This is a genomic window from Allobosea sp. P5_A5 (assembly GCF_056400625.1).
This window is the reverse complement of the sequence record NZ_JBFUKY010000015.1, coordinates 1-26,228: the sequence shown is the minus strand read 5'-3', so window position 1 is coordinate 26,228 and position 26,228 is coordinate 1. Positions and strand designations below refer to the sequence as shown.

Annotated in this window: 30 protein-coding genes and 1 pseudogene; 25 read left to right on the top strand and 6 right to left on the bottom strand. The window is 64.2% G+C overall.

All coding sequences use genetic code 11. The annotated features are described in order from the left end of the window. Positions 1-198 precede the first annotated feature (198 nt). Entirely contained in the window at positions 199-972 is a 774-nt protein-coding gene (locus tag AC1DR6_RS21260) for a ferredoxin--NADP reductase (protein WP_476831267.1), read from the top strand. Positions 973-985: 13 nt separating this feature from the next. Here AC1DR6_RS21260 and AC1DR6_RS21255 read toward each other — a convergent pair whose 3' ends face one another. From AC1DR6_RS21255 to AC1DR6_RS21245, 3 genes are read right to left on the bottom strand one after another with little or no spacing between them, the layout of a single operon-like run. Further along, positions 986-1,414 carry a DUF1810 domain-containing protein gene (locus AC1DR6_RS21255; protein WP_476831266.1) on the bottom strand — a complete coding sequence of 143 codons (429 nt, stop codon included), beginning with the start codon at positions 1,412-1,414 and terminating at the stop codon, positions 986-988. 34 nt (positions 1,415-1,448) lie between these two features. Next, the gene (locus AC1DR6_RS21250) at positions 1,449-2,699 is read right to left on the bottom strand and encodes an aminopeptidase (protein WP_476831265.1); all 1,251 of its coding nucleotides are present in this window, start codon (positions 2,697-2,699) and stop codon (positions 1,449-1,451) included. Positions 2,700-2,758: 59 nt separating this feature from the next. Next, positions 2,759-3,646: a GntR family transcriptional regulator gene (locus AC1DR6_RS21245; RefSeq protein ID WP_476831264.1), complete on the bottom strand. Its 888-nt coding sequence runs from the start codon at positions 3,644-3,646 to the stop codon at positions 2,759-2,761. An 81-nt stretch (positions 3,647-3,727) separates the two neighbouring features. On the opposite strand from AC1DR6_RS21245, the gene AC1DR6_RS21240 reads away from it, so the two are divergent. Next, positions 3,728-4,870: a C45 family autoproteolytic acyltransferase/hydolase gene (locus tag AC1DR6_RS21240; RefSeq protein ID WP_476831263.1), complete on the top strand. Its 1,143-nt coding sequence runs from the start codon at positions 3,728-3,730 to the stop codon at positions 4,868-4,870. Between the two features lie 47 nt (positions 4,871-4,917). Next, positions 4,918-6,474 (top strand): ABC transporter substrate-binding protein, encoded by a 1,557-nt coding sequence (locus AC1DR6_RS21235; protein WP_476831262.1) that lies wholly within the window; start codon positions 4,918-4,920, stop codon positions 6,472-6,474. Here AC1DR6_RS21235 and AC1DR6_RS21230 read toward each other — a convergent pair. Continuing rightward, a complete protein-coding gene (locus AC1DR6_RS21230; RefSeq protein WP_476831261.1) occupies positions 6,417-7,118 on the bottom strand; it encodes a GntR family transcriptional regulator in 702 nt (233 codons plus the stop codon). The two genes, AC1DR6_RS21235 and AC1DR6_RS21230, sit on opposite strands and share 58 nt — an antisense overlap. 107 nt (positions 7,119-7,225) lie before the next feature. Here AC1DR6_RS21230 and AC1DR6_RS21225 point away from each other — a divergent pair, with 107 nt between their 5' ends. The 19 genes from AC1DR6_RS21225 (at position 7,226) to AC1DR6_RS21135 (ending at position 23,038) form a co-directional block, all read left to right on the top strand. Further along, the gene (locus AC1DR6_RS21225) at positions 7,226-8,101 is read left to right on the top strand and encodes an alpha/beta hydrolase family protein (protein WP_476831260.1); all 876 of its coding nucleotides are present in this window, start codon (positions 7,226-7,228) and stop codon (positions 8,099-8,101) included. A gap of 23 nt (positions 8,102-8,124) precedes the next feature. Next, complete coding sequence (locus AC1DR6_RS21220) at positions 8,125-9,666, top strand: ABC transporter substrate-binding protein (RefSeq protein ID WP_476831259.1); 1,542 nt, start codon at positions 8,125-8,127, stop codon at positions 9,664-9,666. 39 nt (positions 9,667-9,705) lie between these two features. Beyond that, a complete protein-coding gene (locus AC1DR6_RS21215) occupies positions 9,706-10,650 on the top strand; it encodes an ABC transporter permease (protein WP_476831258.1) in 945 nt (314 codons plus the stop codon). 68 nt (positions 10,651-10,718) lie between these two features. Continuing rightward, on the top strand, positions 10,719-11,501 hold the full coding sequence (locus AC1DR6_RS21210) for an ABC transporter permease (protein WP_476831319.1): 783 nt from the start codon (positions 10,719-10,721) through the stop codon (positions 11,499-11,501). Further along, entirely contained in the window at positions 11,498-13,201 is a 1,704-nt protein-coding gene (locus tag AC1DR6_RS21205; protein ID WP_476831257.1) for an ABC transporter ATP-binding protein, read from the top strand. Before AC1DR6_RS21210 ends, AC1DR6_RS21205 begins: the two co-directional genes overlap by 4 nt. Positions 13,202-13,556: 355 nt before the next feature. Beyond that, entirely contained in the window at positions 13,557-14,870 is a 1,314-nt protein-coding gene (locus AC1DR6_RS21200; protein ID WP_476831256.1) for a tyrosine-type recombinase/integrase, read from the top strand. Next, on the top strand, positions 14,867-15,694 hold the full coding sequence (locus tag AC1DR6_RS21195) for a hypothetical protein (RefSeq protein WP_476831255.1): 828 nt from the start codon (positions 14,867-14,869) through the stop codon (positions 15,692-15,694). The genes AC1DR6_RS21200 and AC1DR6_RS21195 overlap by 4 nt, the downstream gene beginning before the upstream one ends. 96 nt (positions 15,695-15,790) lie before the next feature. Further along, positions 15,791-16,021, top strand: coding sequence for a helix-turn-helix transcriptional regulator (locus AC1DR6_RS21190; protein WP_476831254.1), 231 nt, complete (start codon positions 15,791-15,793; stop codon positions 16,019-16,021). Between the two features lie 4 nt (positions 16,022-16,025). Next, positions 16,026-16,223 (top strand): hypothetical protein, encoded by a 198-nt coding sequence (locus AC1DR6_RS21185; protein WP_476831253.1) that lies wholly within the window; start codon positions 16,026-16,028, stop codon positions 16,221-16,223. Then, positions 16,223-16,510: a winged helix domain-containing protein gene (locus AC1DR6_RS21180; RefSeq protein WP_476831252.1), complete on the top strand. Its 288-nt coding sequence runs from the start codon at positions 16,223-16,225 to the stop codon at positions 16,508-16,510. Before AC1DR6_RS21185 ends, AC1DR6_RS21180 begins: the two co-directional genes overlap by 1 nt. Then, positions 16,507-17,010 (top strand): hypothetical protein, encoded by a 504-nt coding sequence (locus AC1DR6_RS21175; protein WP_476831251.1) that lies wholly within the window; start codon positions 16,507-16,509, stop codon positions 17,008-17,010. The genes AC1DR6_RS21180 and AC1DR6_RS21175 overlap by 4 nt, the downstream gene beginning before the upstream one ends. Continuing rightward, positions 17,007-18,443 carry a replicative DNA helicase gene (locus AC1DR6_RS21170; RefSeq protein ID WP_476831250.1) on the top strand — a complete coding sequence of 479 codons (1,437 nt, stop codon included), beginning with the start codon at positions 17,007-17,009 and terminating at the stop codon, positions 18,441-18,443. The genes AC1DR6_RS21175 and AC1DR6_RS21170 overlap by 4 nt, the downstream gene beginning before the upstream one ends. Continuing rightward, a complete protein-coding gene (locus tag AC1DR6_RS21165) occupies positions 18,440-18,760 on the top strand; it encodes a hypothetical protein (protein WP_476831249.1) in 321 nt (106 codons plus the stop codon). Before AC1DR6_RS21170 ends, AC1DR6_RS21165 begins: the two co-directional genes overlap by 4 nt. A gap of 2 nt (positions 18,761-18,762) precedes the next feature. Continuing rightward, positions 18,763-19,932, top strand: a complete 1,170-nt coding sequence (locus AC1DR6_RS21160) for a hypothetical protein (RefSeq protein ID WP_476831248.1) — start codon at positions 18,763-18,765, stop codon at positions 19,930-19,932. 16 nt (positions 19,933-19,948) lie between these two features. Beyond that, positions 19,949-20,413 (top strand): DUF5681 domain-containing protein, encoded by a 465-nt coding sequence (locus tag AC1DR6_RS21155; RefSeq protein WP_476831247.1) that lies wholly within the window; start codon positions 19,949-19,951, stop codon positions 20,411-20,413. Further along, positions 20,400-20,591 (top strand): hypothetical protein, encoded by a 192-nt coding sequence (locus AC1DR6_RS21150; RefSeq protein ID WP_476831246.1) that lies wholly within the window; start codon positions 20,400-20,402, stop codon positions 20,589-20,591. The genes AC1DR6_RS21155 and AC1DR6_RS21150 overlap by 14 nt, the downstream gene beginning before the upstream one ends. 696 nt (positions 20,592-21,287) lie before the next feature. Next, positions 21,288-21,455, top strand: coding sequence for a hypothetical protein (locus AC1DR6_RS21145; protein WP_476831245.1), 168 nt, complete (start codon positions 21,288-21,290; stop codon positions 21,453-21,455). 83 nt (positions 21,456-21,538) lie between these two features. Next, entirely contained in the window at positions 21,539-22,519 is a 981-nt protein-coding gene (locus AC1DR6_RS21140; RefSeq protein ID WP_476831244.1) for a hypothetical protein, read from the top strand. Between the two features lie 141 nt (positions 22,520-22,660). Then, positions 22,661-23,038 carry a hypothetical protein gene (locus tag AC1DR6_RS21135; RefSeq protein WP_476831243.1) on the top strand — a complete coding sequence of 126 codons (378 nt, stop codon included), beginning with the start codon at positions 22,661-22,663 and terminating at the stop codon, positions 23,036-23,038. A gap of 90 nt (positions 23,039-23,128) precedes the next feature. On the opposite strand, the gene AC1DR6_RS21130 is transcribed toward AC1DR6_RS21135, so the two are convergent. Together AC1DR6_RS21130 and AC1DR6_RS21125 are read right to left on the bottom strand one after the other, a co-directional pair. Continuing rightward, positions 23,129-23,308, bottom strand: a complete 180-nt coding sequence (locus AC1DR6_RS21130; RefSeq protein WP_476831242.1) for a hypothetical protein — start codon at positions 23,306-23,308, stop codon at positions 23,129-23,131. A gap of 601 nt (positions 23,309-23,909) precedes the next feature. Continuing rightward, positions 23,910-24,134 (bottom strand): hypothetical protein, encoded by a 225-nt coding sequence (locus AC1DR6_RS21125; protein WP_476831241.1) that lies wholly within the window; start codon positions 24,132-24,134, stop codon positions 23,910-23,912. A 207-nt stretch (positions 24,135-24,341) separates the two neighbouring features. Between AC1DR6_RS21125 and AC1DR6_RS21120 the strand changes: the two genes are divergently transcribed. The 3 genes and pseudogenes from AC1DR6_RS21120 to AC1DR6_RS21110 form a co-directional block, all read left to right on the top strand. After that, positions 24,342-24,524 carry a hypothetical protein gene (locus AC1DR6_RS21120; protein ID WP_476831240.1) on the top strand — a complete coding sequence of 61 codons (183 nt, stop codon included), beginning with the start codon at positions 24,342-24,344 and terminating at the stop codon, positions 24,522-24,524. Further along, entirely contained in the window at positions 24,524-25,027 is a 504-nt protein-coding gene (locus tag AC1DR6_RS21115) for a GNAT family N-acetyltransferase (RefSeq protein ID WP_476831239.1), read from the top strand. The genes AC1DR6_RS21120 and AC1DR6_RS21115 overlap by 1 nt, the downstream gene beginning before the upstream one ends. Positions 25,028-25,064: 37 nt before the next feature. After that, positions 25,065-26,228, top strand: a pseudogene (locus AC1DR6_RS21110) (hypothetical protein); the annotation flags it as partial.

The following is a 26,228-nucleotide window of genomic DNA, read 5'->3' as shown; positions in this document are numbered from 1 at the left end:
ACGGGTTGCTTGCCTGCGACTTTCGTTGCGGCAGCTGCGCTTGTCAATGAAGGGTGCCGGTCATCGTCCACGCGACGATCCTGGCCATCGCGGCCGGCGCCTCGGGCATGGGAGGTTTACGCGGCGCCGCGTTTCGCTGCACTGCAAAACAGGCTATGAGGCGCGCCGCATGAGCCGACAGCCTTTCAGGACGACGCGATGAGCAATTTCTACGAGGAGCGGGTTTTGAGCGTCCATCATTGGACGGAGAGCCTGTTCAGCTTCACGACGACGCGGGACGCCACGTTCCGGTTCAAGAATGGCCAGTTCACGATGATCGGGCTGAAAATAGGCGAGAAGCCGCTGTTGCGGGCCTACAGCGTCGCCAGCACCAATTACGACGAGGAGCTGGAGTTCTTCTCGATCAAGGTTCAGGACGGGCCACTGACCTCGCGGCTGCAGAACCTGCAGGTGGGCGACCCCATCATCGTTGGCAAGAAGGCGGTCGGCACGCTCGTGCTGGACAATCTCAAGGACGGCCGGCGGCTGTTCCTGCTCGGCACCGGCACCGGGCTGGCGCCGTTTCTCTCGCTGATCCGCGATCCTGAAACCTATGAGCGCTATGCCCAGGTCGTGCTGGTGCATGGCTGCCGGCAGGTGGCGGAGCTGGCTTATGGCGAGCGCATCCAGCGCGAGCTGCCGCAGGACGAGTTCCTCGGCGAGATGATCCGCGCCCAGCTGACCTATTACCCGACGGTGACGCGCGAGCCCTTCCGCAATCGCGGCCGCATCACCGATCTCATCACCTCGGGCCAGCTCTTCACTGATATCGGCCAACAGGGCTTCGACCCCGCGCAAGACCGCTTCATGCTCTGCGGCTCGCCGCAGATGCTGGCCGACCTCAAGACGATCTTCGTCGAACGCGGCCTCACCGAAGGCAATCACGGCGAGCCCGGCGACTACGTCATCGAAAAGGCCTTCGTCGAGAAGTGAGGGGCGTCAAACGCTATCCATGCAGGAGCGCAAGCGTGCGTTCGTCTCGCTCACCATCGAAAAAGGTTTCCAAGACTGCGGCATAGGGATTGGCAGCATCGCCGCTGGCGCGCTCGAACAGCGTCATCGACGAGCGTAGCTTCATGTCGTCGGGCGAGCCGAAGATCGCGTGCGCCGAGCGGCCGGGATGCGCGAGGATGGCCTGGGTGCACCAGTGCAGCCGTTTTCCGAGCAGCGGATGGCCGAGATAGGCCTGCGCCTCGGCCAATGAGCCGATGCCATAGAATTGCGCGGTCGGCGAATGGCCGAGCCCGCGCCATTGCGGGAAGACGAACCACATCCAGTGGCTGCGCTTCCGGCCCGACGCAAGCTCGGCCTTGACGGCAGGCCAGACCTGCTCCTGCGCCGTGACGAAGCGGGCCAGATCATGCGGATCCTGCATCACGGCCCTCCATGCTCGATGCCAGATCTGCAGCTCAGGCCCACTCGCCCTTGCGGAACACCGGCACGCGACGACCGTCCTCGTGGACGCCGTCGATATCGACCTCGCCGGAGCCGATCATCCAGTCGATATGGATCAGGCTTTTGTTGCCGCCCTGCGCTGCGATCTGCTCCGGGGTGAGGCTCGCGCCATCGACGAAGCACTTCGAATAGCATTGGCCGAGCGCGATGTGGCAGGAGGCGTTTTCGTCGAAAAGGGTGTTGTAGAACAGGATGCCGCTCTTCGAGATCGGCGAGGAGTGCGGCACCAGCGCGACTTCGCCCAGCCGGCGCGAGCCCTCGTCGGTGTCCAGCACCTTGTTCAGCACGGCCTCGCCGCGCGAAGCCTTGGCCTCGACGATACGGCCGCCTTCGAAGCGCACCTGGATCTGGTCGATCAGCGATCCCTGATGGGACAGCGGCTTGGTGCTGGAAACGTGGCCCTCGACGCGGCGCGCATGCGGCGTGGTGAAGACCTCCTCGGTCGGGATATTGGGGTTGCAGATGATGCCGTTCTTGGCCGGCGAGGCGCCACCCTGCCAGTCATGATTGTCCGCGAGGCCGACCGTAAGGTCGGTGCCCGGCCCGGTGAAATGCAGCGCTGAAAAACGATGACCGTTCATCCAGTCGCGGCGGGTGCGCAAGGCTGCGTTATGCGCCCTCCAGGCGGCGACCGGGTCGGCCTCGTTCAGCCGGGAGGCGGCGAAGATCGCCTCGGCCAGCTTGGCGACCGCGACATCCTCGGGCTCGTTCGGGAAGACCTGCCTTGCCCAGGCCGGGCTTGGATAGGCCAGGATGTTCCAGTTGACGTCGAAGCCGGTGATCTTTTCCAGCGCCGGCTGGTAGGCGGCGGCATTGGCCTTGGCGGCGCGGCCGACCTTGGCCGGGTCCTCGTTGGCGAGCAGCATCGGGTTGTCGCCGACAACAGCGAGACGGGCGGTGTTGGCCGAAAAGGCCTTGGCGACGCCCTCATAAAGCCAGCCCGGCGCCTTGTCGAAGCTGGCATCCGGCGCGAAGCGATAGCGCGCCAGCGTCACCTCCTCGTCCGACAGCATCGGCGTGACGATGCCGGCACCAGCCTTGTAGGCGTGTTCGGCGATGCGCCGCACCAGCGGAAGCGCCGCCACTGGCGCGGTCAGGAAGAGATCCTGCCCCGGCTGAAGATTGAGGCCGACGCGGATCGCGACCTCGGCCAGCTTGTCGAGCTTGGCGGGGTCGATGGCGTGGGAAGGCTGGTGGGCGTTCATGCGGTCAAGACCTGTCGGATTAGGGTTCGTCGCCATTGCGAGCCGAAATCGTGGCGGGGTCAACCCTCGGGAGGCGCAACGGTGGTCGGCCTGAGCGTGCTGGCGCGCAGCAAATGGCTGCGCATCAGGTCGGAGGCCGCTGCGTTCTCGCCCGCCTCGAGCAGATCCAGCATCCGCAGATGCTCGTCGCAGTTGACCCGGACCCGCTCCAGCCCGAAGACCCAGTCGTAATTCGACAGCCGCCGCAGTTGGTTCTGGCGCTTCACCGCCGAATGGAGGAAGCGGTTGCCGGAGGCGGCGGCCAGCCCTTCGTGAAAGGCGGCGTTCATCTCGTAGAAGCCGATCGGCGAGGTCTCCTGCCAGGGCTGTTCCAGCACTTGACGGTGCCGGGCCCGCATCTCGGCGGTCCAGGCCGGATCGAGCCGAAAATCGGGCTCGAGCATCGTCATCGGCTCGACGATGAGACGGAAACGGTAGCGCTCCAGATGCACGCGGGGATCGCGCGCCGGCTGCAGGAAGCGCCAGCCATAGCCCGGCTTGCGCTCCACCATGTCGAGATCGGCGAGGCGCGCGAGCAGCTTTTGCGCTTCCGGCCGGCCGAGATCATAGCGGCGCATCACCTCCAGCTCGGAGATTTCATCAGGCATGGCGCCGTTTTCGCGGTGCTGCGCGAGCTTGAGCATGGCGAGGTCAAGCGCGTCGGGGGGCGGGGCGGCCGCGCCGGATAGGGGCGGTTGCAGGATTTCGACGCCCTTGTTGAGGTGGCGGCGAACGAAGCCCTGGCTCGCGAGGTGATCCAGCGCGGCGCGGACCGGTGTGCGCGAAACGCCGAGACGTTTCGCCGTCGCGTTCTCGTTGAGCCAGGCGCCGGCAAGCAGCGCGTCGTCGCGAACGAGTTGCAGAATGCGCTCGGCGATCTCCTGCTGCAGTCGGGTCGGCCTGGCCATGGACAGCTCTTGATTGTCTTAGTTTATGATGAAATACATTGTCGCTCGATGTTCCGCCAGCCTATCGGAAAGTTCCGCGCCATGGTCCAGCCCTGTCCTTTCGTCGATGTGTCCGGCATGCCCTATGAGCGTGGGCGCCAGCACGGCGCGGCTGTGCCGACACGGGTCAAGCGCTCGATCGAACTCTATGGCGGACAGCTCGGTGATCTCGGCTACGACGCCGCGGCGAAATCGGCTCTGATCGGCGAGTTCGCCGGCGAGATCGAAGCCTTTGGCGCGCATTACATCGAGGAGATGCGGGGGATCGCGGACGGGGCCGGCGTCGCGCTCGAAGACATTATCATGGTCAATGCCCGCACCGAGGTGATCGCAAAGGCGCGGATGGTCAAGAACAAGCCTGTCGAAGCCACCGAAGAGCTCGACGATGGCTGCACGGGCGCGATCATTCTGCCGGAACGCAGTGCCACCGGCGAGCTGATCCACGGCCAGAACTGGGACTGGCGCGCCGAATGTGCGGAAACCGCGATCGTGCTGCGGGTGCGCCGCGATGACGGGCCGGATTTCCTGACTTTCGTCGAAGCGGGCGGGCTCGCCCGCTGCGGCATGAACGCGGTGGGCATCTCGATCACCGCCAATTACCTCGAATGCGAGCGTGATTTCACCCAGAGCGGCGTGCCGCTGGCGCTGATCCGTCGCAAGGTGCTGGAGCAGGAGCATCTCGCCTTCGCGATCAAGGCGGTGGCAGCAACGCCGAAGGCCTGCTCGAACAACATGATGCTCTCGACCGTGAAGGGCTTTGGCATCGATTTCGAATGCGCGCCGGACGAGGCCTTCCCGATCTACCCGGAAGACGGGATGATTGTGCATGCCAATCACTGGGTCGGGTCGATCGCACTGACCAAGGTCAAGAACACCAGCATCCCCCGCGTGCCCGAGAGCTTCTACCGCGACTGGCGGGTGAAGAAGCTGCTCGACGAGGCCGGCCGCAAGCTGACCGTCGACGATCTCAAGAACGCGCTCTTCGACGATTTCCTGTCGCCCTATTCGGTCTGCCGCCCGGCGCGTCCCAACGAGCAGGGCAATCTTTCGGCCACGGTCGCGATGGTGATCATGCAGCCGGCGAAGGGCATCATGGAGGTCGCGCCGCTGCCGGCGCAGAACCGCGTCTTCACCCGCTACAGCCTGACCGAGGAGCCCGTGCTTCTGGCGCAAGCCGCCGAATAAGATCCTGCGCGCACCGCGTCACGACCGATAACAACAAGGGGAACATGATGCGCCGAACGACTGCCTGCACCTTGCTTTCCGCCGCGCTTCTGTGCGGCGGCCTTGCCCAGTCCGTCTCGGCAAGCGCGCTGAGAATCCAGCTTCGGGCCGACATCCGCTCGATCAATCCGGGCGTCAACCGCGACGCGAATACCGATGGCGTCATCCTGCAGATGGTCGAAGGTCTCGTCGCCTACGGGGAAGATGGCCTGCCAAAGCCGCTGCTGGCGGAGACGATCGCGGTCTCGCCGGACGGCAAGACCTACCGCTTCGCGCTGCGCCAGGGCATCACGTTTCACAACGGCGCCGCATTGACCTCGGCAGACGTGCTGTGGAGCTGGAATCGCTACATGGACCCGAAGACCGATTGGCGCTGCCTGTCGGAGTTCGACGGGCGCGGTCAGGTCAAGGTCGAGACCGTCTCAGCGCCGGACGAGCGGACGGTCGTGTTCCAGCTCGACAAGCCGAGCGCGCTGTTCCTGTCTTCGCTGGCGCGCACCGACTGCGCGATGACCGGCATCCTGCACAAGGATTCGCTGAAAGCCGATGGCAGTTTCGACAAGCCGATCGGAACGGGCCCGTTCAAGCTCGCCGAGTGGCGGCGCGGCGAATATATCAAGCTGGAACGCTTCGCCGGTTACGTCTCGCTGCCCGGCAAGCTCGACGGTCTGACCGGCGCCAAGAAGCCGCTGGTCGACGAGGTCCGCTTCCTCGTCATTCCCGACAACGCCACCGCCAAAGCCGCCCTGCTGAAGGGCGACATCGATATCGTCCCGGACATTGCCAACACCGATATCGCCGAGCTGAAGGGCAACAAGGCGGTCCAGACCTCGGTCGTTTCCAGCATGGGGCTGGTCGGGCTGATCATCCAGACGCGCGATCCGCTGCTGGGCAATGTCAAGCTGCGCCAGGCCATCGCTGCCGCGATCGATTCCAAGGAGCTGGTCAACGCCGTCACAGACGGGATCGGCGTGCCAAACAACGCGATCGTGCCGATGCTCTCGGCCTATTACGGGCCGGTCGAGAGGCAGGGCTGGAGCTACGATCCCGCCGCCGCGAAAAAGCTCGTGACTGATGCCGGCTACAAGGGCGAGACCATCACCATGCTCGCCAACAAGCGTTATCCCGAGAGTTTCGATACCGCCGTCGTCGCGCAGCAAATGCTGCAGGCCATCGGTCTCAAGGTCGAGATCGAGGTGCTGGAATGGGCGACGCAGCTCGACCGCTACACCAAGGGCAACTACCAGATCCAGGCCTTCCCCTATTCGGGGCGCATGGACCCGGCCTTGAGCTACGAGTCGATGACGGGGCCGAAGGACAAGCAGCCGCGCAAGCTCTGGGACAATCCCGAGGTTCAGGCGCTGCTCGACAAGTCGATGATCGTCAACGGCAAGGATGAGCGCCAGGCGATCTTTGACGAGCTGCACAAGCGCTTCCTCGCGGAAGTGCCGATGGTGATGCTCTATAACGGCATTGTCGGTGGGGCGATGAGCGCCAAAACCAAGGGCTATGTCTCGACCGTGAGCTCGCTGCCGCGTGCCTGGGAGGTTACGGTCGGCGAATAGGCCGGCTCGGCCGCGCCGACCTTGGTGATGTGCCGGCCGATCAGCTGCGAGAGCCGGCCGGCATCGCGTGACTGCACGGCTTCGACCATCTCGTGATGCTCGCGGTCGCTTTGCAAAAGCGACTCGTGGGAAATCCAGACGGTGATCTGCGAGCCGCGCGAGCGGTCGCGTAGGCCCCAGATCAGTTCTTCGACGACCGCGTTGCCGCAGAAGGAATACATCAATTCATGGAAGGCGCGGTTGATCTCGCTCTGCTCGGTCCGGCTGCCGGCCGAGACGGAATCGGAAAAGCGCTTCGCCAGCGCGGCCAGCCGCAGGATCGATGCCGCGTCGATCTGCGCGACAATGCCCGCGGCCGCCGCCGGCTCCAGGATCTGGCGGGCTGCCTGGATCTGCTCATAGGTGCGCATGTCGATCGCGGTGACGCGATAGCCCCGATTGGGCACGTGTTCGATCGTCTTGCGGACGGAGAGTTCGTCCAGCGCCGCGCGGACGTCGAAGCGGGTCGCCTGGAAGCGCTCTTCCAGATCGATCTGGCGCAGCCATTCGCCGGGCCGGAACATGCGCAAGCGGATCGCTTGGGCGATCTCGTTGGCGAGCGCGGCGCGGCGCGTGCTGGCGTTGCGGGTTTTCCGTTCCGGCATGGAGGTCTCTCTAGCAGAAATCGCGCGAGCCGGAACGGCCGGGTTGCGGTCGCCTATTCAACATGCAACATAATTGGCGCCAATTATATCGCCAAAGGAAATGGCCGATGAGTGTCGTCCACGAGCCGAGCCGCAAGTCCGATGACGATGCAGCAACGCGCGGCAAGGCGCTCTACGAATTCGGCGCGACTCCGGTCTATGCCTCGAAGCACGACCCGCGCTTCAGCTACTGCCTCTATGTGCCGCGCGATCTCGGCAAGGGCGGGGTCAAGCCGGAGCTTGTCGTCGCCATGCACGGCACCGGTCGTGGCTTCACCGGCTATCGCGATGCCTTCGAGGCCTTCGCGCGCTGGAACCATTGCGTCGTGCTGGCGCCGCTCTTTCCGATCGGCGTGATGGGCGACGATAATCGCGACGGCTTCAAATACATGCGCGAGGGCGGCATCCGCTACGACCATGTCCTGTTGGAGATGGTCGAGGAGGTCGCCCAACGCTACGGGCTCGATTTCAGCCGCTTCGGCCTTTTCGGCTATTCCGGTGGTGGGCACTTCGCCCATCGTTTCCTGATGCTGCAGCCGCAGCGCCTCTGGGGTGTCTCGATCGGCGCGCCGGGCTCGGTGACCCTGCTCGATCCGACCCGCGACTGGTGGGTCGGCACGCGCGACTTCGCCGAGCTGTTCGGCCAGCCGCTCGATATCGAGGCGATGAGGCAGGTCGCGGTGCAGATGGTCGTAGGCGCGGCCGATCTCGAGACCTGGGAAATCACCCACAAGCCCGGCGGCCGCAACTGGATGCCGGATGCCAACCATGCCGGCGCCACACGGCCGGAGAGGCTGGCGATGCTGCGCCGATCCTTCGAAGAGCACGGCATCTCCGCCCGCTTCGATCTGGTGAAGAACACGCCGCATGACGGGCTCAAGGTCGTGCCGGTCGTCGAGGATTTCTTCGCCGGCGAGCTCAAGCGGCTGCGCGCGGCCCGATGAACCATAACGACAAGGGGACCATCATGAACCGAATGCTCGTTTCGGCCCTCGCCTTGGCGCTGTCGGCCGGCGCTGCGGGAGCGCAGACGCTGACCGCCGTGCTCAATGCCGACATCCGCTCGACCAATCCGGGCGTGAACCGGGACGGCAACACCGACGCGGTCCAGATGCATATAGTCGAGGGTCTCGTCGGCTATGCCGAAGACGGCTCTGTCGGGCCGCTGCTGGCCGAGACGGTCGAGATTTCGCCGGACGGCAAGACCTACACCTTCCGCCTGCGCAAGGGGGTGAAGTTCCACAACGGGTCCACGATGACGTCCGCCGATGTGCTGTGGAGCTGGAACCGTTACGTCGACCCGAAGACCGACTGGCGCTGCCTATCGGATGTCGACGGGCGCAACGGCCTCAAGGTGGTCTCCGCCACGGCGCCAGACGCGGACACCTTCGTGATGGAGATCGACAAGCCGAACGCGCTCTTCCTCGACACGCTGGCGCGCGCCGATTGCGGCGGCACAGCCGTGCTGCAAAAGGATTCGGTCAAGGCCGACGGCAGCTGGGACAAGCCGATCGGCACCGGTCCGTTCATGCTCGGCGAATGGAAGCGCGGCCAGTCGGTCCAGCTTCTCGCCTTCGACCAGTATATCTCGCCCAAGGGTGACAAGCGCGACGGCTATATCGGCTCGAAGCGCCCGCTGGTGAAGGAGGCGCGCTTCATGGTCATCCCCGATGCGGCGACGGTGAAGGCCGGCCTGCTCGCCGGCTCGCTCGACATGGCGCTGATGCCGGAATCGGATGTCCCCGACCTGAAGAACGCGCCCAACCTCACGCTCGCCATCGCGCCGAACCCGGTGCGCCATAGCCTGATCATCCAGACGCGCGACCCGCTGCTGAAGAACCAGGCGCTGCGTCAGGCGATCGCGGCCTCGATCGACTTTCCCGAGCTGGTCGCCAACGTCTCGAACGGGCTGGGCAAGCCCAACAACTCGCCGGTCTACATGACCTCGAAGTTCTACGGCGACGCCGAAAAGCGCGGCTTCACCTATGATCCGGCCGCCGCCAAGGCTCTGCTGCAGAAGGCTGGCTACAAGGGCGAGAAGATTGTCATCCTGGCCAACAAGCGCTCCAGCGTGCCGAGCTTCGACACGGCGGTGATCGCGCAGGCGATGATGCAGGCTGCGGGCATCAATGCCGAGATCGAGGTGCTGGAGTGGGCGACCCAGCTCGACCGGTACAACAAGGGCAATTACCAGATCCAGGCCTTCTCCTATTCGAGCCGCTTCGACCCCGCGCTCGGTTTCGAGCAGATCTCCGGCCCCAAGGACAAGCAGCCCCGCAAGGTCTGGGAAGACCCGGAAGCCTTGGCGCTCATCGACAAGTCGATGGTCGTGACCGACCAGGCCCAGCGCCAGACAATCTTCGACGATCTCCACAAGCGTTTCATCGATCAGGTGCCGAGCATCTTCACCCATAACGACCTCGACATCGTCGCTCATTCCAAGCGCGTCAGCGGCGTTACGCCTTGGGCCTCGCAGCTGCGGCTCTGGGAGGTCAGCGTCGCGAAGTGATCTCGCGATCCTGACCGCATCGGGCTTGGGAGGGCTTGGATGTTTCGTTTTGCACTGACGCGAATCGGAATGGCTCTGCCGACGCTGCTGATCGTGGCGGTGTCGGTGTTCGTCATGATCCGCCTGATCCCCGGCGATCCGGCGCAATTGATGCTGGGGGATCTCGCGACCCCGGCAAGCCTGGCCGATCTGCGCGCGCGGCTGGGCCTCGACCAAAGTCTGCCGGCGCAGTTCGGCATCTGGATCGGCAATGTCCTGCACGGTGATTTCGGCCAGTCGATCTCGTCGCAGCAGGCGGTGCTGCCGCTGATCCTGCAGCGCTTCGCGGTCAGCGCGCAGATCGTGCTCGTCGCGGTCGTGCTGGCGAGCTGCGTCGCGGTCCCGGCCGGCGTCATCGCCGCCTGGAAACAGGATACCGCGCTCGATATCGGCTTCGTCGCGACGGCGACGCTGCTGCTTTCGGTGCCGACCTTCTGGCTCGGCCTGCTGCTGCTGCTGTTTTTCGGCCTCAAGCTCGGCTGGCTGCCGGTCGTCGGCTATGTCTCGATCGCGGATGACTGGAGGGCGGGGCTGCTCTATCTGGTCATGCCGATCCTAACGCTGTTCCTGCACGAGATCGGCGTGATCTTGCGGATGGCGCGCGCCTCGACACTCGAGGTGCTCAGGCTCGACTACATCACTCATGCCCGCGCCAAGGGGTTGTCGGAAAGCGCGGTGCTGTGGCGCCACGCCTTCAAGAACGCCTTCGGGCCGACCTGGACGCTGATTGGCCTGGTGCTTGGCAACCTGCTCGGCGGCATCGCGGTGGTCGAGACGGTCTTCACCATTCCGGGCCTCGGGCGCCTCCTGGTCGATGCGATCTTCGCGCGTGACTATCCGGTCATTCAGGGCTGCATGCTGTTCGTCGCCTTCACCTATGTGCTGGTGAACCTCGTGATCGATCTCTGCTACCCGATCTTCGATCCAAGGGTGACGGCCGGATGACCCAGACCGTCACGATCAAGACCCGTCGCCGGCGAAGGCTCCCCGCGCCCAACGCGTTGGTCGGCGGCATGCTGATCGCGATCCTGCTCGCCACGGCCGGGACCGGCGCGCTGTGGACGCCTTATGATCCGCTCAAGCTCTCCTTCCGCGAGAAGCTGGTGGCACCCTCCGCGCTGCATTGGCTTGGCACCGACGAGTTCGGCCGCGACGTGCTCTCGCGCCTGATGGCGGGCGCCGCGACCTCCGTCTGGATCAGCGTCCTTACGGTGACGCTCGCCGTCGTCGCCGGCACGATCATCGGCCTGCTCTCGGGCTATCTGCGTGGCTGGACCGACCGGATCATCATGGCCTTCAACGATGCGCTGCTGGCCTTTCCCGGCATCCTGCTGGCGCTCGGCCTGCTGGCCGTGGTCGGTGCCAACAAATACGGCATCATCGTCGCGCTCGGCATCGCCTACACGCCCTCCGTGGCGCGGGTCGTGCGCGGCACGGTGCTGTCCCTGCGCGAGCGCGAGTTTGTCGCCGCCTCGCGCGTGATGGGCAATTCGGAAGCCTTCACCATGGCGCGCCACATCCTGCCGAACTGCATCGCGCCGCTGACGGTGTTGGCGACGTCGATGTTCGGTTATGTGCTGCTGGCGGAAAGCGCGCTGTCGTTCCTGGGGTTGGGCGTGCCGCCGCCGGCCCCGACCTGGGGCAACATGCTCGCAGCCGCGCGGCCCTATATCGGCCAGGCGATGTGGCTCGGCATCTATCCCGGCCTCGCGATCTCCCTGACCCTGCTCGGCATCAACCTGCTCGGCGACGCCCTGCGCGACAGGCTCGATCCGCGCATGAGGGGCGTGCGATGACCCCGGCATCTCCGAGCGATGTGGCCACCGGAACCGCTTCGGCAGCGAGCGCCACGCCCCTCCTCGACGTCGCCGGGCTGACGCTGGAGATCGGCGCGACCGGCCGCAGGGTCGTCGACGACGTGTCCTTCCAGGTCTTCCCTGGCGAGATCGTCGGAATTGTCGGCGAATCGGGCTCGGGCAAGACGCTCGCGGCCCGTGCCGTGATGGGCTTCGTCCCACCGGCGGTGCGGCTCAGCGGCGGCACGATCCGCTTTGAGGGCCGCGACGTCATGGCGATGCCGGCCAAGGATCTGCGACGGATCCGCGGTTCCCGCGTCGGCATGGTCTTCCAGGAGCCGATGACCTCGCTCAACCCTTCGATGCTGATCGGGCGCCAGCTCGACGAGGGGCTGGCGCTGCATCGCCGGACGCTCGATGCGGCAGGCCGGCGCGCGCTCATCCTCGACATGCTCCGCAGCGTCGGTCTCACCGATCCCGAGGGCGCGCTCGAAGCCTATCCGCACCAGTTCTCCGGCGGCATGCGCCAGCGCATCATGCTGGCCTCGGTGATGCTGCTGAAGCCGGCGCTGTTGCTTGCGGACGAACCGACGACCGCGCTCGATGCCGTTGTCCAGCGCGACGTGATGGAGCTGATGGTCGAGCTGACCCAGGCCAACCAGACCGCCGTGCTGCTGATTTCGCACGATCTCGGCATGGTGGCGCGCTATTGCAGCCGCATCGTCGTGATGCAGCAGGGCGTCGTGGTCGAGCAGGGCCGGGCCGACGAGCTGCTGGCGCGGCCGCAGCACCCCTACACCCGCAAGCTGCTGGCGGCGATGCCGCAGCGGCTACCCGCGCGGCTGCTCCCGCTGGCGCAGATGCCGATCGTCTCGGTGCGGGGCCTCGTCGTCGACTATCCCGGCCGGCAGAGCTTCTTTCGGAAGAGCGAGGGCAAGCGGGCGCTGCACGGCATCTCGCTCGAGGTTCAGCCCGGTGAAGTCGTTGCGGTCGTCGGCGGGTCCGGCTCTGGCAAGACCACGCTCGGCCAGTCCATCGCAGGGCTTGTCAGGCCGTCGGGCGGTGAGATCCACTTCAACCGCAAGCCGATTACGAGAAGCGAGTCGGCTTATTGGAATTACCGGCTGAACTGCCAGATGGTGTTCCAGGACCCCTATTCCTCGCTCGATCCGCGCATGACGATCGCGCAGCTCGTGGCCGAGCCGCTGCGGCTGGGCGAGCCGATGAGCGCGGCCGGCCGCATGGCACGTGTCGCGGAGGTGCTGGCCGAGGTGGGCCTCGCCAACGGTTTCGCGGAGCGCTATCCGCACGAGCTCTCCGGCGGCCAGCGCCAGCGCGTGGCGATCGCCCGCGCTGTGGTGCGCCGGCCGAGCTTCGTCATCGCCGACGAACCGGTCTCGGCGCTGGACGTCACCGTGCGCGCACAGGTGCTCGAGCTCTTCGCCCAACTGCAGCAGAAGCACGGCTTCTCCTGCCTGTTCATCAGCCACGATCTTGGTGTCGTCGAGCAGGTGGCGGACCGTGTCGTCGTCATGCAGGAGGGGCGCATCGTCGAGGAGGGCCCCCGTGACGACATCTTCGACAATCCGCAGCACCCTTATACCCGCAAGCTTCTCTCCGCCGTGCCAAGCCTCGAAAGCACCGGAGAAGGCGGCGTCCGCTTGTTCTGGCGGTTTGGCGAGGTCGGGGCCTCTGCCTGACGCCAAATCGACCGCGGGGCCTTCGCGGGCCGCGCGCGCTCAAGCGTCAGATTTGAGCCATGGAGCGGGCGAGCAGAAGGCTTGTGCCGAAAACCGGCGCTGAACAGCAAAAAGCGCCGGACGAACCGACGCTTGCATGCTTCTCAGATTTTGAGATGTCCTGGAGCGGGAGAAGGGATTCGAACCCTCGACCCCAACCTTGGCAAGGTTGTGGCCAGCGCTTTACAGACTTTCCTCCGATTTCCCAGCGTGTCATAAGTGCCGATGAAGCCCGCGATTTGTTGGGCAGGGCTTTCCTCCGGTTTCCTCGCGGATGACGGACGGTGGACCCCATGTGGACCCCAAGGCGCTATCCATGGCTGGCGAGACGAGCAAGGTAAGGCTGAGCAAGCGTACGGTGGATGCCGCCGAGACACGCGAAAATCGGTATGAGCTTTGGGACGCCGATCTGCCCGGCTTCGGGCTTCGGATCGAGAAGAGCGGGCGCAAGACGTTCATCGTCCGGTATCGAGCTGACGGCGGCGGTCGGAAGGCGACGCGTCGCAACATGGTGGTCGGGCAGTACGGCACCCTGACGCCTGACGAGGCTCGGCAGAAAGCGCGCAAGCTGCTCGGCGGCGTGGCCAACGGTGACGACCCGGCCGCCGGCCGCACCGCGAAGCGCCGCGAGATGACGATTGCCGAGCTGCTAGCGGAATATGAGAAGCGTGGATGCGTCATCCAGCGTGGCAAACGCCAGGGCATGGCGATGAAGCCGCTGACGAAGCGATACACCATGGCGCGACTCAACCATCATGTCCTGCCGCTCCTCGGGAAGCGCCGCGTGTCTGACGTCCGACCGAGCGACATCGTTCGCTTCGTGGCTGACGTTGCCGGCGGCAAGAGCGCTCGCGACGAGAAAAACGATAGCGGTGTCCGTGTCATCGTCCGAGGCGGAGAGGGCGCCGCTCGCAAGGTCGTGCGGGATCTATCGGCCGTCTTCACCTTCGCGCAGCGCTCGGAAATCGCCAGCGAGAACCCGTGCGAGCATGCGGCCGTCAACAAGACCGACAACCAGCGCAAAGCGTTCCTGACGCTCGACCAGGTGCGCGAGTTGGGCAAAGCCCTAGTCGCGCTAGAAGCCAAGGGATCGAACCCCAAGGCCTTGAACATAGCCCGGTTGTGGGCGCTCACCGGCTGCCGCCGCAACGAGGTCGCGGCGCTGAAATGGGTAGAGGTCGACTTCGACCGCGCCGCCCTGATCTTCGGGGACAGCAAGACCGGCTTTTCCATGCGCCCCCTCAACTCTGCCGCGATGGCGCTCCTGGCGTCGATCGGCAAGACGGACGGCAGCGACTATGTTTTCCCGGCCGAACGCGGCGATGGCTTCTATCAGGGGACTAAACGGGTATGGCCGGCGGCGATCAAGCTGGCGAAGCTGCCGGGCGTGACCCCGCACACGCTTCGCCACACGCTCGGCTCGACCTCAGTATCTTCGGGCGAAAGTCTAGAGATGACAGGCGCGCTGCTCGGCCACGCGAACATGCGCTCCACTCAAGTCTATGCCCACCTGCAGGCTGACCCGTCGCTGCGCGTCGCCAATCGGATCGGTCGCACCATCGACGCCGCGCTGAAGGGCAAAGGGAGCGCCGAGATTGTGCCACTGCCCCGCCGGAAGCGCTCGACATGACGGTATCCGATTTTCACAAGGACGAGTACGAAGATCCTGTGCCGGATGCGGTCTACTCGCATCCTGAACAGACCAATGCCTACGCTTTCCTTCAGGCTCGCATCGGCTGCCGCTCGCCAGCCGTCAGCCGCGAGTTGGAGCCACTGCTCGTCCAGTTGGTCGGCCGCACCCTCGAAATCGCTATCCGCTCCGCTGCATTCCCAGATCCGCCCGCCGATTTGATGCCGTGGCAGATACTGGGCGAACATGCCGAGAAAGCGACGAAGGCGATCGATGCGGCAGTAGCCGCGCTAAGCACCTTGGACCCACTGGCTTGGCGCGCGCTCCGAAGGACTAGGTATGGCGGCGAGCGCGACCCTTCCAACAATCTTCGCAAGGGACAGGTCGATGCCGAGGCTGATTTCGCTGCCGTCGACTATACGCGCTCGCTTCTGAGCGGACTTGCCGCTGATGCAAAGCGGCGAAGATCCGAATGGGCGGCCAAGCGTCAGAACATCGGCGACTTATCGCGGCAGGCTTTCGTCATGAAGCTCGCGGAGCTGTGGCTGTTTCTAACAGGCTGCGCCCCCGGCCGTAGCAATGATATCGGCAAGAATCCCTTCCTCGCTTTCGTCGGCGCAGCCTGGACAGACTGGCACGGGGCGAGCGTCGAGACGCCTAGCTTTTACTCGCAGGCGAAAAGCGCTGCTGATGCGCTTCAGAACACGACATCGTGGATGCCGCCGATGTGGACCGATTTGCGGGAGTGGCAGGGGTGTAGCGCGCTAGTCGAGCAGCTCATGCAGAGCAGGGCCGCAAAAGGGAACATAACCACCCCCGAATAAATCTCGGGGTTTAGTTCCCGACCGCCCCGCTGACCTCTGGTTTCCTGAGCTTCCACCGAACGCCACATGCGGCTTCGGCAAGCAAAGGAAGCTCTAATGTCCAATCTGGACGCCCCCGCAGGTAAGCGAAAACTCCCGACGAACGAGGCTGCCTCATATCTTGGCGTCAGCACGTCGATGCTGAACAAGATGCGCCACTTCGGCGGCGGCCCCAAGTATATCTCTATCGGCTCTCGCGTCGTCTACGATCCGGCTGACCTCGATCAGTGGTGCGAGGGCCGCAAGCGCGCCAGCACGTCAGAAGCTTCTTTGCAGGGAGCGGCGTGATCTGATGCAGCTCCAAAGCAAAACCCGGCGCGGGGAAGGCGCCGGGCTCGCAAAGGCTTCATTCCTGGCCGGAATGTCCTGCGAAGATACCATCCCCACCGTCATCGTCAATCGTCTTCAGCGTCGCTTCGGCCTGTCCGAGCTGCACGCCCTCACGGTTCTCCGCCTCGCGTCGCTCGGGCCGCAGGAGGGCCGCAACTGATGGCACACCTGAAGAGCATCACCGTCGCCGTCGAAGGCGATCCGACGCCGAAGACCTTCCGGGGCCGCGACGCCTGGGCCTTGGACAACCTCATCTCGGCCGGCGCACGCGGTTGCACGCCGATCGACCATCCTGGCCCCCGCTGGAGCCATTACGTCTTCAAGCTCCGCCGTGGCGGCGTCGGCGTCGTCACCCACGACGAGAAGCATGACGGCCCCTATGCCGGCAGCCATGCTCGCTACGTCCTAAGCGTGCCTGTCACCGTGATTGAGCGGAGGGCAGCATGATTTCGTTCAGCCCCGATAACCCGCTTGATGTCACCATCCTCAAGGCCTTGGCGGATGCCCAGCCCAATTTCGCGCTGGAGCAGTTCGCACATGTTCTGGAGCAGTGGCGTAAGGCCGGCGCGACGGTCTTCCTCGGCGCTTGGGAGGATGCCTATCGGCACTATGAAGGCGCGGCGCAGGACGAGCCGTCGCGGCATGTCTTCGCGATCCAGCTCGCTTTCGTTATGTGCGGGATTCCTATCATCAATCCCGTCGCTGCCCCGAAAATCCGTGATTTCGATGAGGGCGGTGTAGGAGCGCTGGGCGATGAATACGATTCCGAGGCGGCGCCTGAGCTGATCGAGCGCGGCTTGGCGTTCAATGAGCCCGTACTCCTCCGCTACCCGGACCGGCGCCTTGAGCAGGGCAATGAGGTCCGGTTGACGGCAACTGCCGTAGAGCTGCTTGCGGTTGATCTGAAAGCCTCTGTCCTCCCGTCTGATCCGTGGAGGCAGCATTGAACGCTCTTCACCTCCCTGCAACTGGTCTGCCTCCCGCCTGGACGGAAAGCGCCGCCGCTATGGAGATCGGCATGCTCGGCGGGGTGCTGATGCACCCCAACGCCGTTGGCAGCGCGCTTTCCACGGAAATCGAAGCGCGTCACTTCTCGGACGACGGGCTCGGCACCCTCTGGACCCGAATTCGGGCCGTCGCCCTCCGTGGCGATGTCATCGACCTGCGCACCGTGTTGCAGGGCGGCGCCACGACCATCTTCGGGCCGGAGGTCAGCTTCGAACAGGTGCAGGCGCGCATGCTCGCGGATGCGGTGACGCCTTCCCGGATTGCTCAGTATTGCCGAGACATCAAGGCGAACTGGGCGCTGCGCCAGGTAGTCGGCAAAGCCGACATGATCCGAGGCAATATCCTGGCTCATGATCCACGCGAGCTGGTCGAGCGGGTGCTGACCGACCTCGACGAGGTTCGCGACGTGACCCTTGATCGCAAGGGTGCTCGCCGGGCCAGCCTCGGCGCTATTGCGGCCACGGTCGCGATAGATGCCAGGGCGATGCTCGCTGGCACGGGTTTCCGGCCGCCCAGCTCCGGGCTCGCCACGCTCGACAAGCACTTGCCCATGCGCGGGCTCGCTGCTGGCGCGCTGATCATCCTCGGCGGCCGTACCGGCATGGGCAAGACGATGGTGGCCGCATCGATCGCCAATAAGGTCAGCCGCGCCGGTTACGGTGTCGCATTCTTCTCGCTGGAGGTGCCGGGGACGGAAATCGCCGCGCGCTGCATCGCGGAGAACATCGGCGGCAAGGTCCCGCCCTATGGCGACATCCTGGCCGGCCACATCTGCGAAGCGGATCTCGACGGCATCGAGCAGCAGCGCGACGAGCTTCAGCAGCGGCCGTTCTATCTCGACGACACGCCTGCGCTCGGGATGACCGATATCCTGGTCACGGCGAAGCGGGAGGCGGCGCGGTTCGAACGGCAGGGCACGACGCTGAAGCTGGTCATCATCGACCATGCCCAGATCGTGAAGCCGTCGAGCCGCTATGCCGGCAACCGCGTCGGGGAACTGGGAGAGGTCGCGAACGGGGCGAAGGTGCTGGCCAAGCAACTCGGGTGCGCCGTCATCCTCTGTTCGCAGATCAACCGTGCCTCGGAGGGCCGGGACGACAAGCGCCCGACGCTGGCCGATCTGCGCTCATCAGGTGAGATCGAGGAAGCCGCCGACGCTGTCCTGATCCTATACCGCGAGGCCTATTACGCGGCGAAGTCAGAGAAATACCGCAACCGCGATCCTGACGCGCTCTACGAGTTCGAGAAGATTCGGAACGCCGTCGAGGTTGGCGTCGAGAAGAGCCGGCAGGGCTCGCCTGGTCGCGTCACGCTGTGGTGCGATCCTGCTCGCTCGATCGTTGCCGACATGGCGCAGGACTGGCGGTCATGAGCGACGCTACGCAATTCCTGCTCTCTCGCGATTTTTGGAGAGAAAATCTGCCGTTCAGGCAGCAGGCGTTCGGCAGCATCGAGGCGCTGCTTTGGATCGTTGCGCAGGCGGTAGACGGTGATGAGGAGGAGTGGAACTTCGCCTGCCGCGCCGACACGTTGGCAAAGACATGGTCGTGGACAGAGCGAAAGGTCCATCGGTTTCTGCGAGAAATGCAAACCGCCGGCTTCATCCTGCGCGACCACCGGAATGGGCTGCTCATCATCGGTGTGGCCGATCCCGATCGGTGGCGCGTCAGCGCGCGAAGGGAGGCATAGCCATGGCGCGCATCCGATCAATCCATCCCGGAATCTTCACGGACGAAGCTTTCGTGTCCGTGTCTGTGCACGCGCGCCTGCTCTTCATCGGAGTTTGGTGCGAGGCCGACGATCAAGGCATCTTTGAATGGAGGCCGCTCACGCTGCGCATGCGGATTTTCCCGACTGACACCGTCGACATCGCTGCGGTTTTGGCCGAGCTGGCCAGTCTAGACATGGTCCGGTCCTTTACGGCCGATGGCCGCCAGTACGGCGCGGTGCGGAACTTCTGCCTCTATCAGCGCCCGAAGTTCTTCAAGGCGTTGTTCCCGCTGCCAGCGCAAATAGCCCCTTTCGTTGCCGCAAGCGGGAAGGCACAGAGTGGCCCTCTCAACCATTCTCGCGACCTGACGGCGGCTGATAGAAAGCGCCGCCAGCGGCAGCGAGAGCGTGGACAGCAGGAAGTTGTAACGTGCTCAGCCGTGACATCTACCGTGACAGACCGTGACATTCGTGACATTTCGCCGCCCCCTGGCGAACAGGTCCAAAGTCACGGCTCAAGCGTGACAAGTCACGGCTCAAGCGTGACAGAGCACGAAAAGTCACGCGTCAACCGTGACGAACTCTCCCGTGACAGGGAAATGTCACGCCTAATGGAGAGGAGAGGAGAAGAGAGAGATAAATCTCTCTTGGGCGATTCCGATATATGTCACGTCGGAAAGCCCATCAGGACCAAGCCAGCCAGGAAGGCGAAAAACGAGGACTTCGAGCGATTCAGGGCGGCATACCCCAAGCGTGACGGCACCGATCCGAAGGAGCCAGCGCGTAAGCGTTTCGAAGTAGCGGTGAAGGGCGGAGCAGATCCCGAGATGATTATCGCCGGAGCCAAGGCCTTCGCAGCGGCCGAGCGGAAGCGGAACAACGTCGGCAGCCGCTTCATCCCGCATAGCTCGTCCTGGTTGAACCGGCGTGGATGGGAGGACCATCAGGCGCAGCCGTCTGCGAGCCCTGCCGCCGAGGCCGAGAGTTGGCGCATCCCGGTCGATAGCTGGCGCCGCGATCCGTCGACATGGAACAGCCACGCATGGGGGCCGGCGCCGGGCGAACTGGGATGCAAGGTGCCGCCGAGCTTGCTTGTGGGCTTCGCATCGACATCGCCAGGGCAGCGCCAGAGCGCTACCGGCCGCCATTGACCGAGGATAGGACACCGTGACCGCTGAAGACGACACCCCTGCAAAAGCAGGCGCAGAACAGATCCAAGGGCGCTTTCGCCCGGGCCAAAGCGGCAACCCTGCCGGCAAGGCGAAGGGCACCCGTCACCGCACCACGCTCGCCATTGAGGCGCTGCTTGAGGGCGAGGCCGAGACGTTGACCCGGAAGGCCATCGACCTAGCTCTCAACGGCGACATGACGGCGCTGCGGCTCTGCATGGATCGCCTGGTGCCGGTGCGTCGTGATAGGCCGGTCATGTTCGACTTGCCCAGGATCGGCGGCGCCGGTGAAGTTAAGGCTGCGACGGAAGCCGTCCTCGATGCGGTATCGTCGGGCGAATTGACGCCGGGCGAGGCAGCCGAAATCGGCAAGCTCATCGACACCCATCTCAAGGCTATCGAAGTCAGCGATTTCGAGGATAGGCTGAACAAGCTAGAGGCGAACCGCAATGGCCAGTCGTGATAACCTGCGCCGGATCAAAGCGCTTGAGGGTGGAACGCGCGGCCCTTTGCGGGCGGTGGTCGTGGTGGCCAGCACCTATGCGGCGGCGCTGATCGAAGCGCAGATCGAGCGGGAGAGGCTCGGACTCCAGCCGCGCGACCTCGTGCCAACCATTCTGATATCCGGGCGCGCTGCCTGACGATCGGCGGCCGGGCGGTGTGACAGCCGCTGGTTCAGGGCGCCCAGAGAATGCACCCTCCTCCCCCCACGATAGGCCTTCACGGCCGCGCTTGCTCTTTCCGGTCCCGGCGCGGCCAGCGCCGAGATTGCGTTGGTCGAACAAGGAATGCGGTAACGCCGGTAGCGCCGACGATCCAGGCGAGACATGCGACCTGAACGTGTGCGGTAAGCTCCACCTGTTTCTCCGTCGGTAGCCGGCAAGCCGCGTTCAAACCGGCCCAGCGCCCATAGGTTCCGACCGGAACTTGTCTTGATCCGCCTCGCGCGGGTTTTTGCATGTCGGAAGTCGCGCAGGAGCTTGATCATACGCGGGAGCGGTTGGCCTCTAATGGTTCTCGCCGGGAGCGGCCTTGGCACTAGTTCCGACAATCATCGTCAACGGCCGCGGGGTGATGGGCCGCCGGCCTTCAACTGCGCTGGCCGGCGTGGCCGAAAAGCGCTGGAGCGCAGCTCGGCCGACTTTTCCTCGAAAGCAAGATCCCTCCGAGCAGTGCGGGGCCGGCAGCAACTCGGCAGCTCTGATGCAGCAGTGGCGGGCAATCCACTATAGGCCCGGGTTCAACCCGAAGGCTGGGCTCTCAAATCTGCAGCGTGTTAGCGGCGGGGGCACGGCCCTGCGGAGGGTTCCGAAAAGCGCGAGCGCTTGGTGATGCACATGGTCGACGACGCCATCGCCGCATTTGACTGCGGCAGCGCTGATCCGCATCTGCTCGCCGTGCGCCAGTGCGTCGAGCAGGATATCGCCCCTGTAGGCTGTGGAGGCTTGCTGCTGCTCGACCAAGGCCTCACCCGGTTGGCCAATTATTGTAGTGTCGAGCAGTAGCCACCGTCTTGCTGCCGCTACGGAAGGGCGCTTTAATGCATCTTAAGCGGGAAAAACCGTGGGATTTCGTGCTGGAGGGGAAGATGGTTCGCCGCGTCGCATGTGCGGTTTTCGCCGCATCTATGGTCAGCGGGTGCTCTGCTGACTTTAAGGATTTTGCAGAACCTGGGAAGGTATTCGGCACCACACTTGCGAGCAATCAATCCTTGGAGCGAGATGCTTGGCTATCACTGCAGGATGAGAATCGCCTTTTGCTTTTTTTATCGAGTGGCGGGTATAGCTGCGGCGACCCGAACTACAGGCCGCTTCAGCAAAAGCTTAAGGACACCGATATTTTAGCTTCCGTCGAAAAGCGCTATAAATCGAACCCTAGTTTTGCATACTCTCTAAAGCTGATCACTGAGTATGCTCAGCTTTTGGAAAACATCGATGCGGGCCGAAAAAGCAGTGAGGAAACCCTCCAGGCTGTCGCTGCGTTGGTATCGAGCGGCGCAGCAACCGTCCCGGGTGCGGGCCCCTATGTGCCATTGGTGAAGCCGGCAACAGCCGTCATTGAGCGTGTTCGGTTCCTCGCTGTCACCGGAGCGGTGGAAGCACTAGCGCAAGCGTCTGCGCCCAAATTGGATGAGGCGGCACTCTGGCTCGCCGATGCCTTTGACGAGCTGCAGGCAGCACAGAATGAAACCTTTCATCTCTGGGATAGCTGCGCTCGCGAGCGTCTAATCTTCATTCGCGATGCACCACGTGGGAAAGTCGATAAATTTTCCGCTCAGTTCTCCCAAGCCAGTGGGATTGAACTAGCTGATGCCTATCTGGCGTACCGGGAAAAACGCCGGAAACTTTCGGGTGCCGCAGATCTCCGGAGAACGCTCGATAAGCTTTTGGCCTATAACCAAAAGCTCGCGGCCGGCATCGGCGGATTAACCCCGAAGGACGTAGCTAACGCTGCTCGAGAGGTTGTCGAGTTGGAAGCTGCTCGCGATGCCACGGCTGCAGCGAGCGATATCCAGCGCCGCGACGCAAAAGCCACACGACGTGCAAACGAGGCAGCGGCGCGCCGATAAGTTGGGATAAGCCAGTATCGCCCGGCCCATTGTCGCCCGACTTCTGGATTGGGGCAGGCCATCCGATAGAGTTGATATCTGCTCAATTGTGTAAGAATTAAAGACGTGCCAGCATCCTATCCCTTGGTAAGGGGGGATCTCATGAGCATAGTTTCGCACAGGCCAGTCGTTATAGCCGCAAACCTTATTGCGCTGGGCCTGCTGCTAGCGGCCTTATTCGGACATAAAATTCTGCTGGATGATTATATCGGTATTCACAAAAGTCTCCGTGAAGTTGCGGTTGCGCTCTGGGCATTGCTCGTGCCGGGATGGTTCACAATTGAGGAGAGGTGGGCGCCGCCCTCTTCTGATCAAAGCGCGCTTGAAGCATTCAGAACTGCTCAGCAGACCGGTCGGACAATCTGGAGCGTCGTCGGCGCTGCTGTTTTTACCGTGGTTCTTGCCGCGCCTACCAGTTCAGGAATCGAGCAGGCAAAAACGCCGGGTGTGGGGCAGTCCGCGTCAGTCCCTTCGAAATAGTACGCTTAGGCATCGCGCAACGCCTTGCACTGCTCGGGCCTGACTTGAGCAACGGCCCCGCCTACGAAAGGCGGGGCCTCTAGTTTCAGATCAGCAGGTGCCGCCCTTGCCGCCCGACTTGCAGCCGGACGCGCGGCCGCCGCAGTTCGAGCCGTTCGAGGCCTTGTCGTAGGAGTTCGTGCAGTCGGCTTTCGCCTTCGTCGAGAACGAAGGGATGGCGACGAACGAGAGCGCCACGGTGAGCGCAAAAGCGGTGATTGTCTTGGTCATGTCAGCCCCCTGGAAGCCAGCGTCTGATGCGCTGGCGGAAGCAACCTAAGCGAGCCTTAGCCTTCGGGATATAACCTGAAGGTAGCGACCCCACCCTCACCGGCGGGGTTTCCTATTTCCGGTCCCTCATACGGACAGCCCATGCCCGGACAATCAGAGTTCACGCAGCTAATGCGAACTGCGAGCAGCGGAAGTCAGCCGCGCTTTGCGGGGTACAAGGCGCGGAAGGCCCAAACCGAAATTGCGATGGCTATAAGCGGACTTCCCGCGAAGGCGGCGTTATCCATAGCACCGTGCAGGCCCATAGCTGCCGTGATCCGCCAGAGTATCCACGTCAGGGCAACGCTCAGACAGAGGCCGGCAACAATCTTCTTCAGCATAGGCCCCGCCATCTTCTACGCCCGCGACCGCCAGCCATCGGGCGGCTGGTTTTGTGCATGGCAAGCAGCCAGCGTCTCAAGCCATTCAGCGACGGGCTGAGGTACGGCCGCCGAACCGCTTGCCCATCTGCGAGCCAGTCGTTCATCGCAGCTCAGCGCATCGGCGAGGCCCCGCTGCGTCCAGCGCAGCAGGGCCAGGACTTCGCGAAGGCGGTCCGGCGTCACCCGAACAGCCGAAGCGATGCGACGATCGCGCCTACCAGAGCAGCGCCCGCTGCCATGCCGGCGAACCCGACCTGAACCGGGGCAAGGATGGCGTCGCGCGTCAGCTTCCGAGCTTCGGCCGTCAGCTTGTGAGCCTCGGCGGCGAACTTCCGGGTTTCCTCTTGCGCTCGCTCGATGCGGGCAACCTGCTCTTGAATATCCATGGTGTTGACTTCGGCCATCGGGGCTTTCCCTCGAAATCGCCGGGGACCATCCCTCGGCTATGTCCGCAATATGCGGACAAAACAGCGCAATGTCAAGCGCGATTTGAAAGCGGCGGAAAGCCGATGACCGTCCGTGAATGCTGGTGAATGAGTCTGTTAAGATACTGATTTAGTTGAATTATATTCCAAATCCGCGCATACTGTTTCCAGCACCTGGAGGGCATCATGCGATCCGATCGACCGAGACGAACCGCTACCCTGATCTGCGCGGCTGAACCCGAGCTGCGCGCCGCTGTCGAGGCCGAGGCCCGTCGCCGCGACACGTCCATTTCGAGCACCGTCCGTGCGCTGATCCGGGCTCAGCTCAACGCCACGCAGGCGAGCCCTGCCGCCCAGGCGGCGCACTGATGCTGCTTGGGCCGGCCCAGTTCGCGGACCAGACCGCCGCTCACGCGGAGGCAATTGCCGCGCGGCATATCCTGATCTGCGATGATCTGTTGCCAAAGGCAGAGGCGTTACCGGCATATCTCAGCCAAGCGACTGGCTTGAGGGTGTCGACCACTCCGGCCTCCAAGATGCTCACGCGCAGGGATGCAAAGTGCTTCGGGGTGTTCGCGCTTCACCGTGCCTCGGGCCATGGCGAGGCCGAGCTTGTCATCGTCGCTACTAAGGGGTTGCTGCAACGTTCGGTGCTTCGCTATCTCGCGATGTGGATCTTCGAAGGCTGCGGCGTACGACGCCTCGTCTGCCGCATCCCGAGCACCAATGCAGCGCTTCAACACTACGCCCGCCGCAGCGGCTTCGTCTTCGAAGGCCGAGCCGCCCGATACTTTTCCGACGACATCGACGCCTCGGTCTGGGTGATGTTCGCCCACAGTTGCCCTTGGCTTGCGGGAGGACAAAATGGCTGAATGGTGGGAAGCGGCTCCGTTGGCGCAAGATGCTGCGGTGCCTGAAGGAAACTGGTGGGAGGCTGCCCCGCTGGCGCCTGTTATCCCGTCAGCCCCTGTCGAGCAGCCCGGCATGGTCACTTCGGCCGTTCGCGGCGTCTCGCAAGGCTTGACGCTCGGCGCTGGTGACGAGGGGTCGGCGGTCGCCGCAGCAAGCCCGATCCCCGGCGCCGAGCGACGTGCGCGGATATTGCCACTGCCGGACCCGTTCGACCTGCTATCGGGCGGCGCCCGGATGGTGCTGGAAAAGGTCGCTCCCGGAACCTTCGGCGCTGGCGGCGGGCAGGCCTATGACCGTGGCCTAGAAAGCCGGAGAGGTGACGACAAAGTCGCCAAGGACACAAACCCAATCAGCTTCGGTGCTGGCGAGATTGCGGGCGGCGTGGTCCCGGTGGTCGCTGCGGCCGGCGCCGCTCCGATGGCATTCGGATTGCGAGGCGGCCTCGCCACACGGTCAATTATGAGCGCAGGCTCGGGCTTTGGTGTTGGTGCAGTCCAAGGCTTTAATGCCGGTGAGGGTGGGTTCATACCTCGCATCGAGGAAGCGAAAGCCGGCGCGCTTGGCGGCGCTCTCATCGGCGGCGCAGCGCCCGCAGCCGGTAAGGTCGTGGGCAGCGTCATTCAGCGGATCGGCGACGCGCTCGTGAACCGCACCGCGACGATGCCGGGCTACAATAGCCGGGCGGTGCAGATCGTCGCCGACGTTCTCGATGCACAGCGCGCGGTCAAGCCCAACATGCAGCAAGACCTGGCGAAGCTTGGCCCGGACGCCATGCTGATCGATGCTGGCGACACGATGAAGGGCCTCGGGCAAGGCGTGGCACTCCGTCCGGGAGAGGCCCGCGACCGCATTGTGTCTGCACTGACGGATCGCAAGAATGCGGCGAACGGGCGTATCGGCGAAGACCTCGACAACGCGCTGGGCAAGGCGATTCCGCCGTCGCAGGTGGAAGCCGAGCTTTCGGCTGGTCGGCAGGCGGTCGGCGAAGGCTATAAGCCGGCGCTGAGCGAGGCCGGTCCGATCGATACCTCGACGCTTGCGAACACGCTCGACACCATGGCCGAGACGCTGCGCGGGAAGCCGCGAGACGTCGTCGTCCTTGCGAACACGCTCGACACCATGGCCGAGACGCTGCGCGGGAAGCCGCGAGACGTCGTCGTC

Excerpts from the sequence above, each read along its gene's own strand:
- AC1DR6_RS21205 (WP_476831257.1), top strand. The coding sequence starts at position 11,498 with ATGACCCCGGCATCTCCGAGCGATGTGGCCACCGGAACCGCTTCGGCA.
- AC1DR6_RS21185 (WP_476831253.1), top strand. The coding sequence starts at position 16,026 with ATGCAGCTCCAAAGCAAAACCCGGCGCGGGGAAGGCGCCGGGCTCGCA.
- AC1DR6_RS21160 (WP_476831248.1), top strand. The coding sequence starts at position 18,763 with ATGGCGCGCATCCGATCAATCCATCCCGGAATCTTCACGGACGAAGCT.
- AC1DR6_RS21210 (WP_476831319.1), top strand. The coding sequence starts at position 10,719 with ATGCTGATCGCGATCCTGCTCGCCACGGCCGGGACCGGCGCGCTGTGG.
- AC1DR6_RS21225 (WP_476831260.1), top strand. The coding sequence starts at position 7,226 with ATGAGTGTCGTCCACGAGCCGAGCCGCAAGTCCGATGACGATGCAGCA.
- AC1DR6_RS21195 (WP_476831255.1), top strand. The coding sequence starts at position 14,867 with ATGACGGTATCCGATTTTCACAAGGACGAGTACGAAGATCCTGTGCCG.
- AC1DR6_RS21125 (WP_476831241.1), bottom strand. The coding sequence starts at position 24,134 with ATGGCCGAAGTCAACACCATGGATATTCAAGAGCAGGTTGCCCGCATC.
- AC1DR6_RS21180 (WP_476831252.1), top strand. The coding sequence starts at position 16,223 with ATGGCACACCTGAAGAGCATCACCGTCGCCGTCGAAGGCGATCCGACG.
- AC1DR6_RS21215 (WP_476831258.1), top strand. The coding sequence starts at position 9,706 with ATGTTTCGTTTTGCACTGACGCGAATCGGAATGGCTCTGCCGACGCTG.
- AC1DR6_RS21200 (WP_476831256.1), top strand. The coding sequence starts at position 13,557 with ATGGCTGGCGAGACGAGCAAGGTAAGGCTGAGCAAGCGTACGGTGGAT.
- AC1DR6_RS21245 (WP_476831264.1), bottom strand. The coding sequence starts at position 3,646 with ATGGCCAGGCCGACCCGACTGCAGCAGGAGATCGCCGAGCGCATTCTG.
- AC1DR6_RS21175 (WP_476831251.1), top strand. The coding sequence starts at position 16,507 with ATGATTTCGTTCAGCCCCGATAACCCGCTTGATGTCACCATCCTCAAG.
- AC1DR6_RS21165 (WP_476831249.1), top strand. The coding sequence starts at position 18,440 with ATGAGCGACGCTACGCAATTCCTGCTCTCTCGCGATTTTTGGAGAGAA.
- AC1DR6_RS21190 (WP_476831254.1), top strand. The coding sequence starts at position 15,791 with ATGTCCAATCTGGACGCCCCCGCAGGTAAGCGAAAACTCCCGACGAAC.
- AC1DR6_RS21115 (WP_476831239.1), top strand. The coding sequence starts at position 24,524 with ATGCTGCTTGGGCCGGCCCAGTTCGCGGACCAGACCGCCGCTCACGCG.
- AC1DR6_RS21150 (WP_476831246.1), top strand. The coding sequence starts at position 20,400 with ATGGCCAGTCGTGATAACCTGCGCCGGATCAAAGCGCTTGAGGGTGGA.
- AC1DR6_RS21140 (WP_476831244.1), top strand. The coding sequence starts at position 21,539 with ATGGTTCGCCGCGTCGCATGTGCGGTTTTCGCCGCATCTATGGTCAGC.
- AC1DR6_RS21235 (WP_476831262.1), top strand. The coding sequence starts at position 4,918 with ATGCGCCGAACGACTGCCTGCACCTTGCTTTCCGCCGCGCTTCTGTGC.
- AC1DR6_RS21220 (WP_476831259.1), top strand. The coding sequence starts at position 8,125 with ATGAACCGAATGCTCGTTTCGGCCCTCGCCTTGGCGCTGTCGGCCGGC.
- AC1DR6_RS21135 (WP_476831243.1), top strand. The coding sequence starts at position 22,661 with ATGAGCATAGTTTCGCACAGGCCAGTCGTTATAGCCGCAAACCTTATT.
- AC1DR6_RS21240 (WP_476831263.1), top strand. The coding sequence starts at position 3,728 with ATGGTCCAGCCCTGTCCTTTCGTCGATGTGTCCGGCATGCCCTATGAG.
- AC1DR6_RS21145 (WP_476831245.1), top strand. The coding sequence starts at position 21,288 with ATGGTCGACGACGCCATCGCCGCATTTGACTGCGGCAGCGCTGATCCG.
- AC1DR6_RS21250 (WP_476831265.1), bottom strand. The coding sequence starts at position 2,699 with ATGAACGCCCACCAGCCTTCCCACGCCATCGACCCCGCCAAGCTCGAC.
- AC1DR6_RS21230 (WP_476831261.1), bottom strand. The coding sequence starts at position 7,118 with ATGCCGGAACGGAAAACCCGCAACGCCAGCACGCGCCGCGCCGCGCTC.
- AC1DR6_RS21130 (WP_476831242.1), bottom strand. The coding sequence starts at position 23,308 with ATGACCAAGACAATCACCGCTTTTGCGCTCACCGTGGCGCTCTCGTTC.
- AC1DR6_RS21255 (WP_476831266.1), bottom strand. The coding sequence starts at position 1,414 with ATGCAGGATCCGCATGATCTGGCCCGCTTCGTCACGGCGCAGGAGCAG.
- AC1DR6_RS21260 (WP_476831267.1), top strand. The coding sequence starts at position 199 with ATGAGCAATTTCTACGAGGAGCGGGTTTTGAGCGTCCATCATTGGACG.
- AC1DR6_RS21120 (WP_476831240.1), top strand. The coding sequence starts at position 24,342 with ATGCGATCCGATCGACCGAGACGAACCGCTACCCTGATCTGCGCGGCT.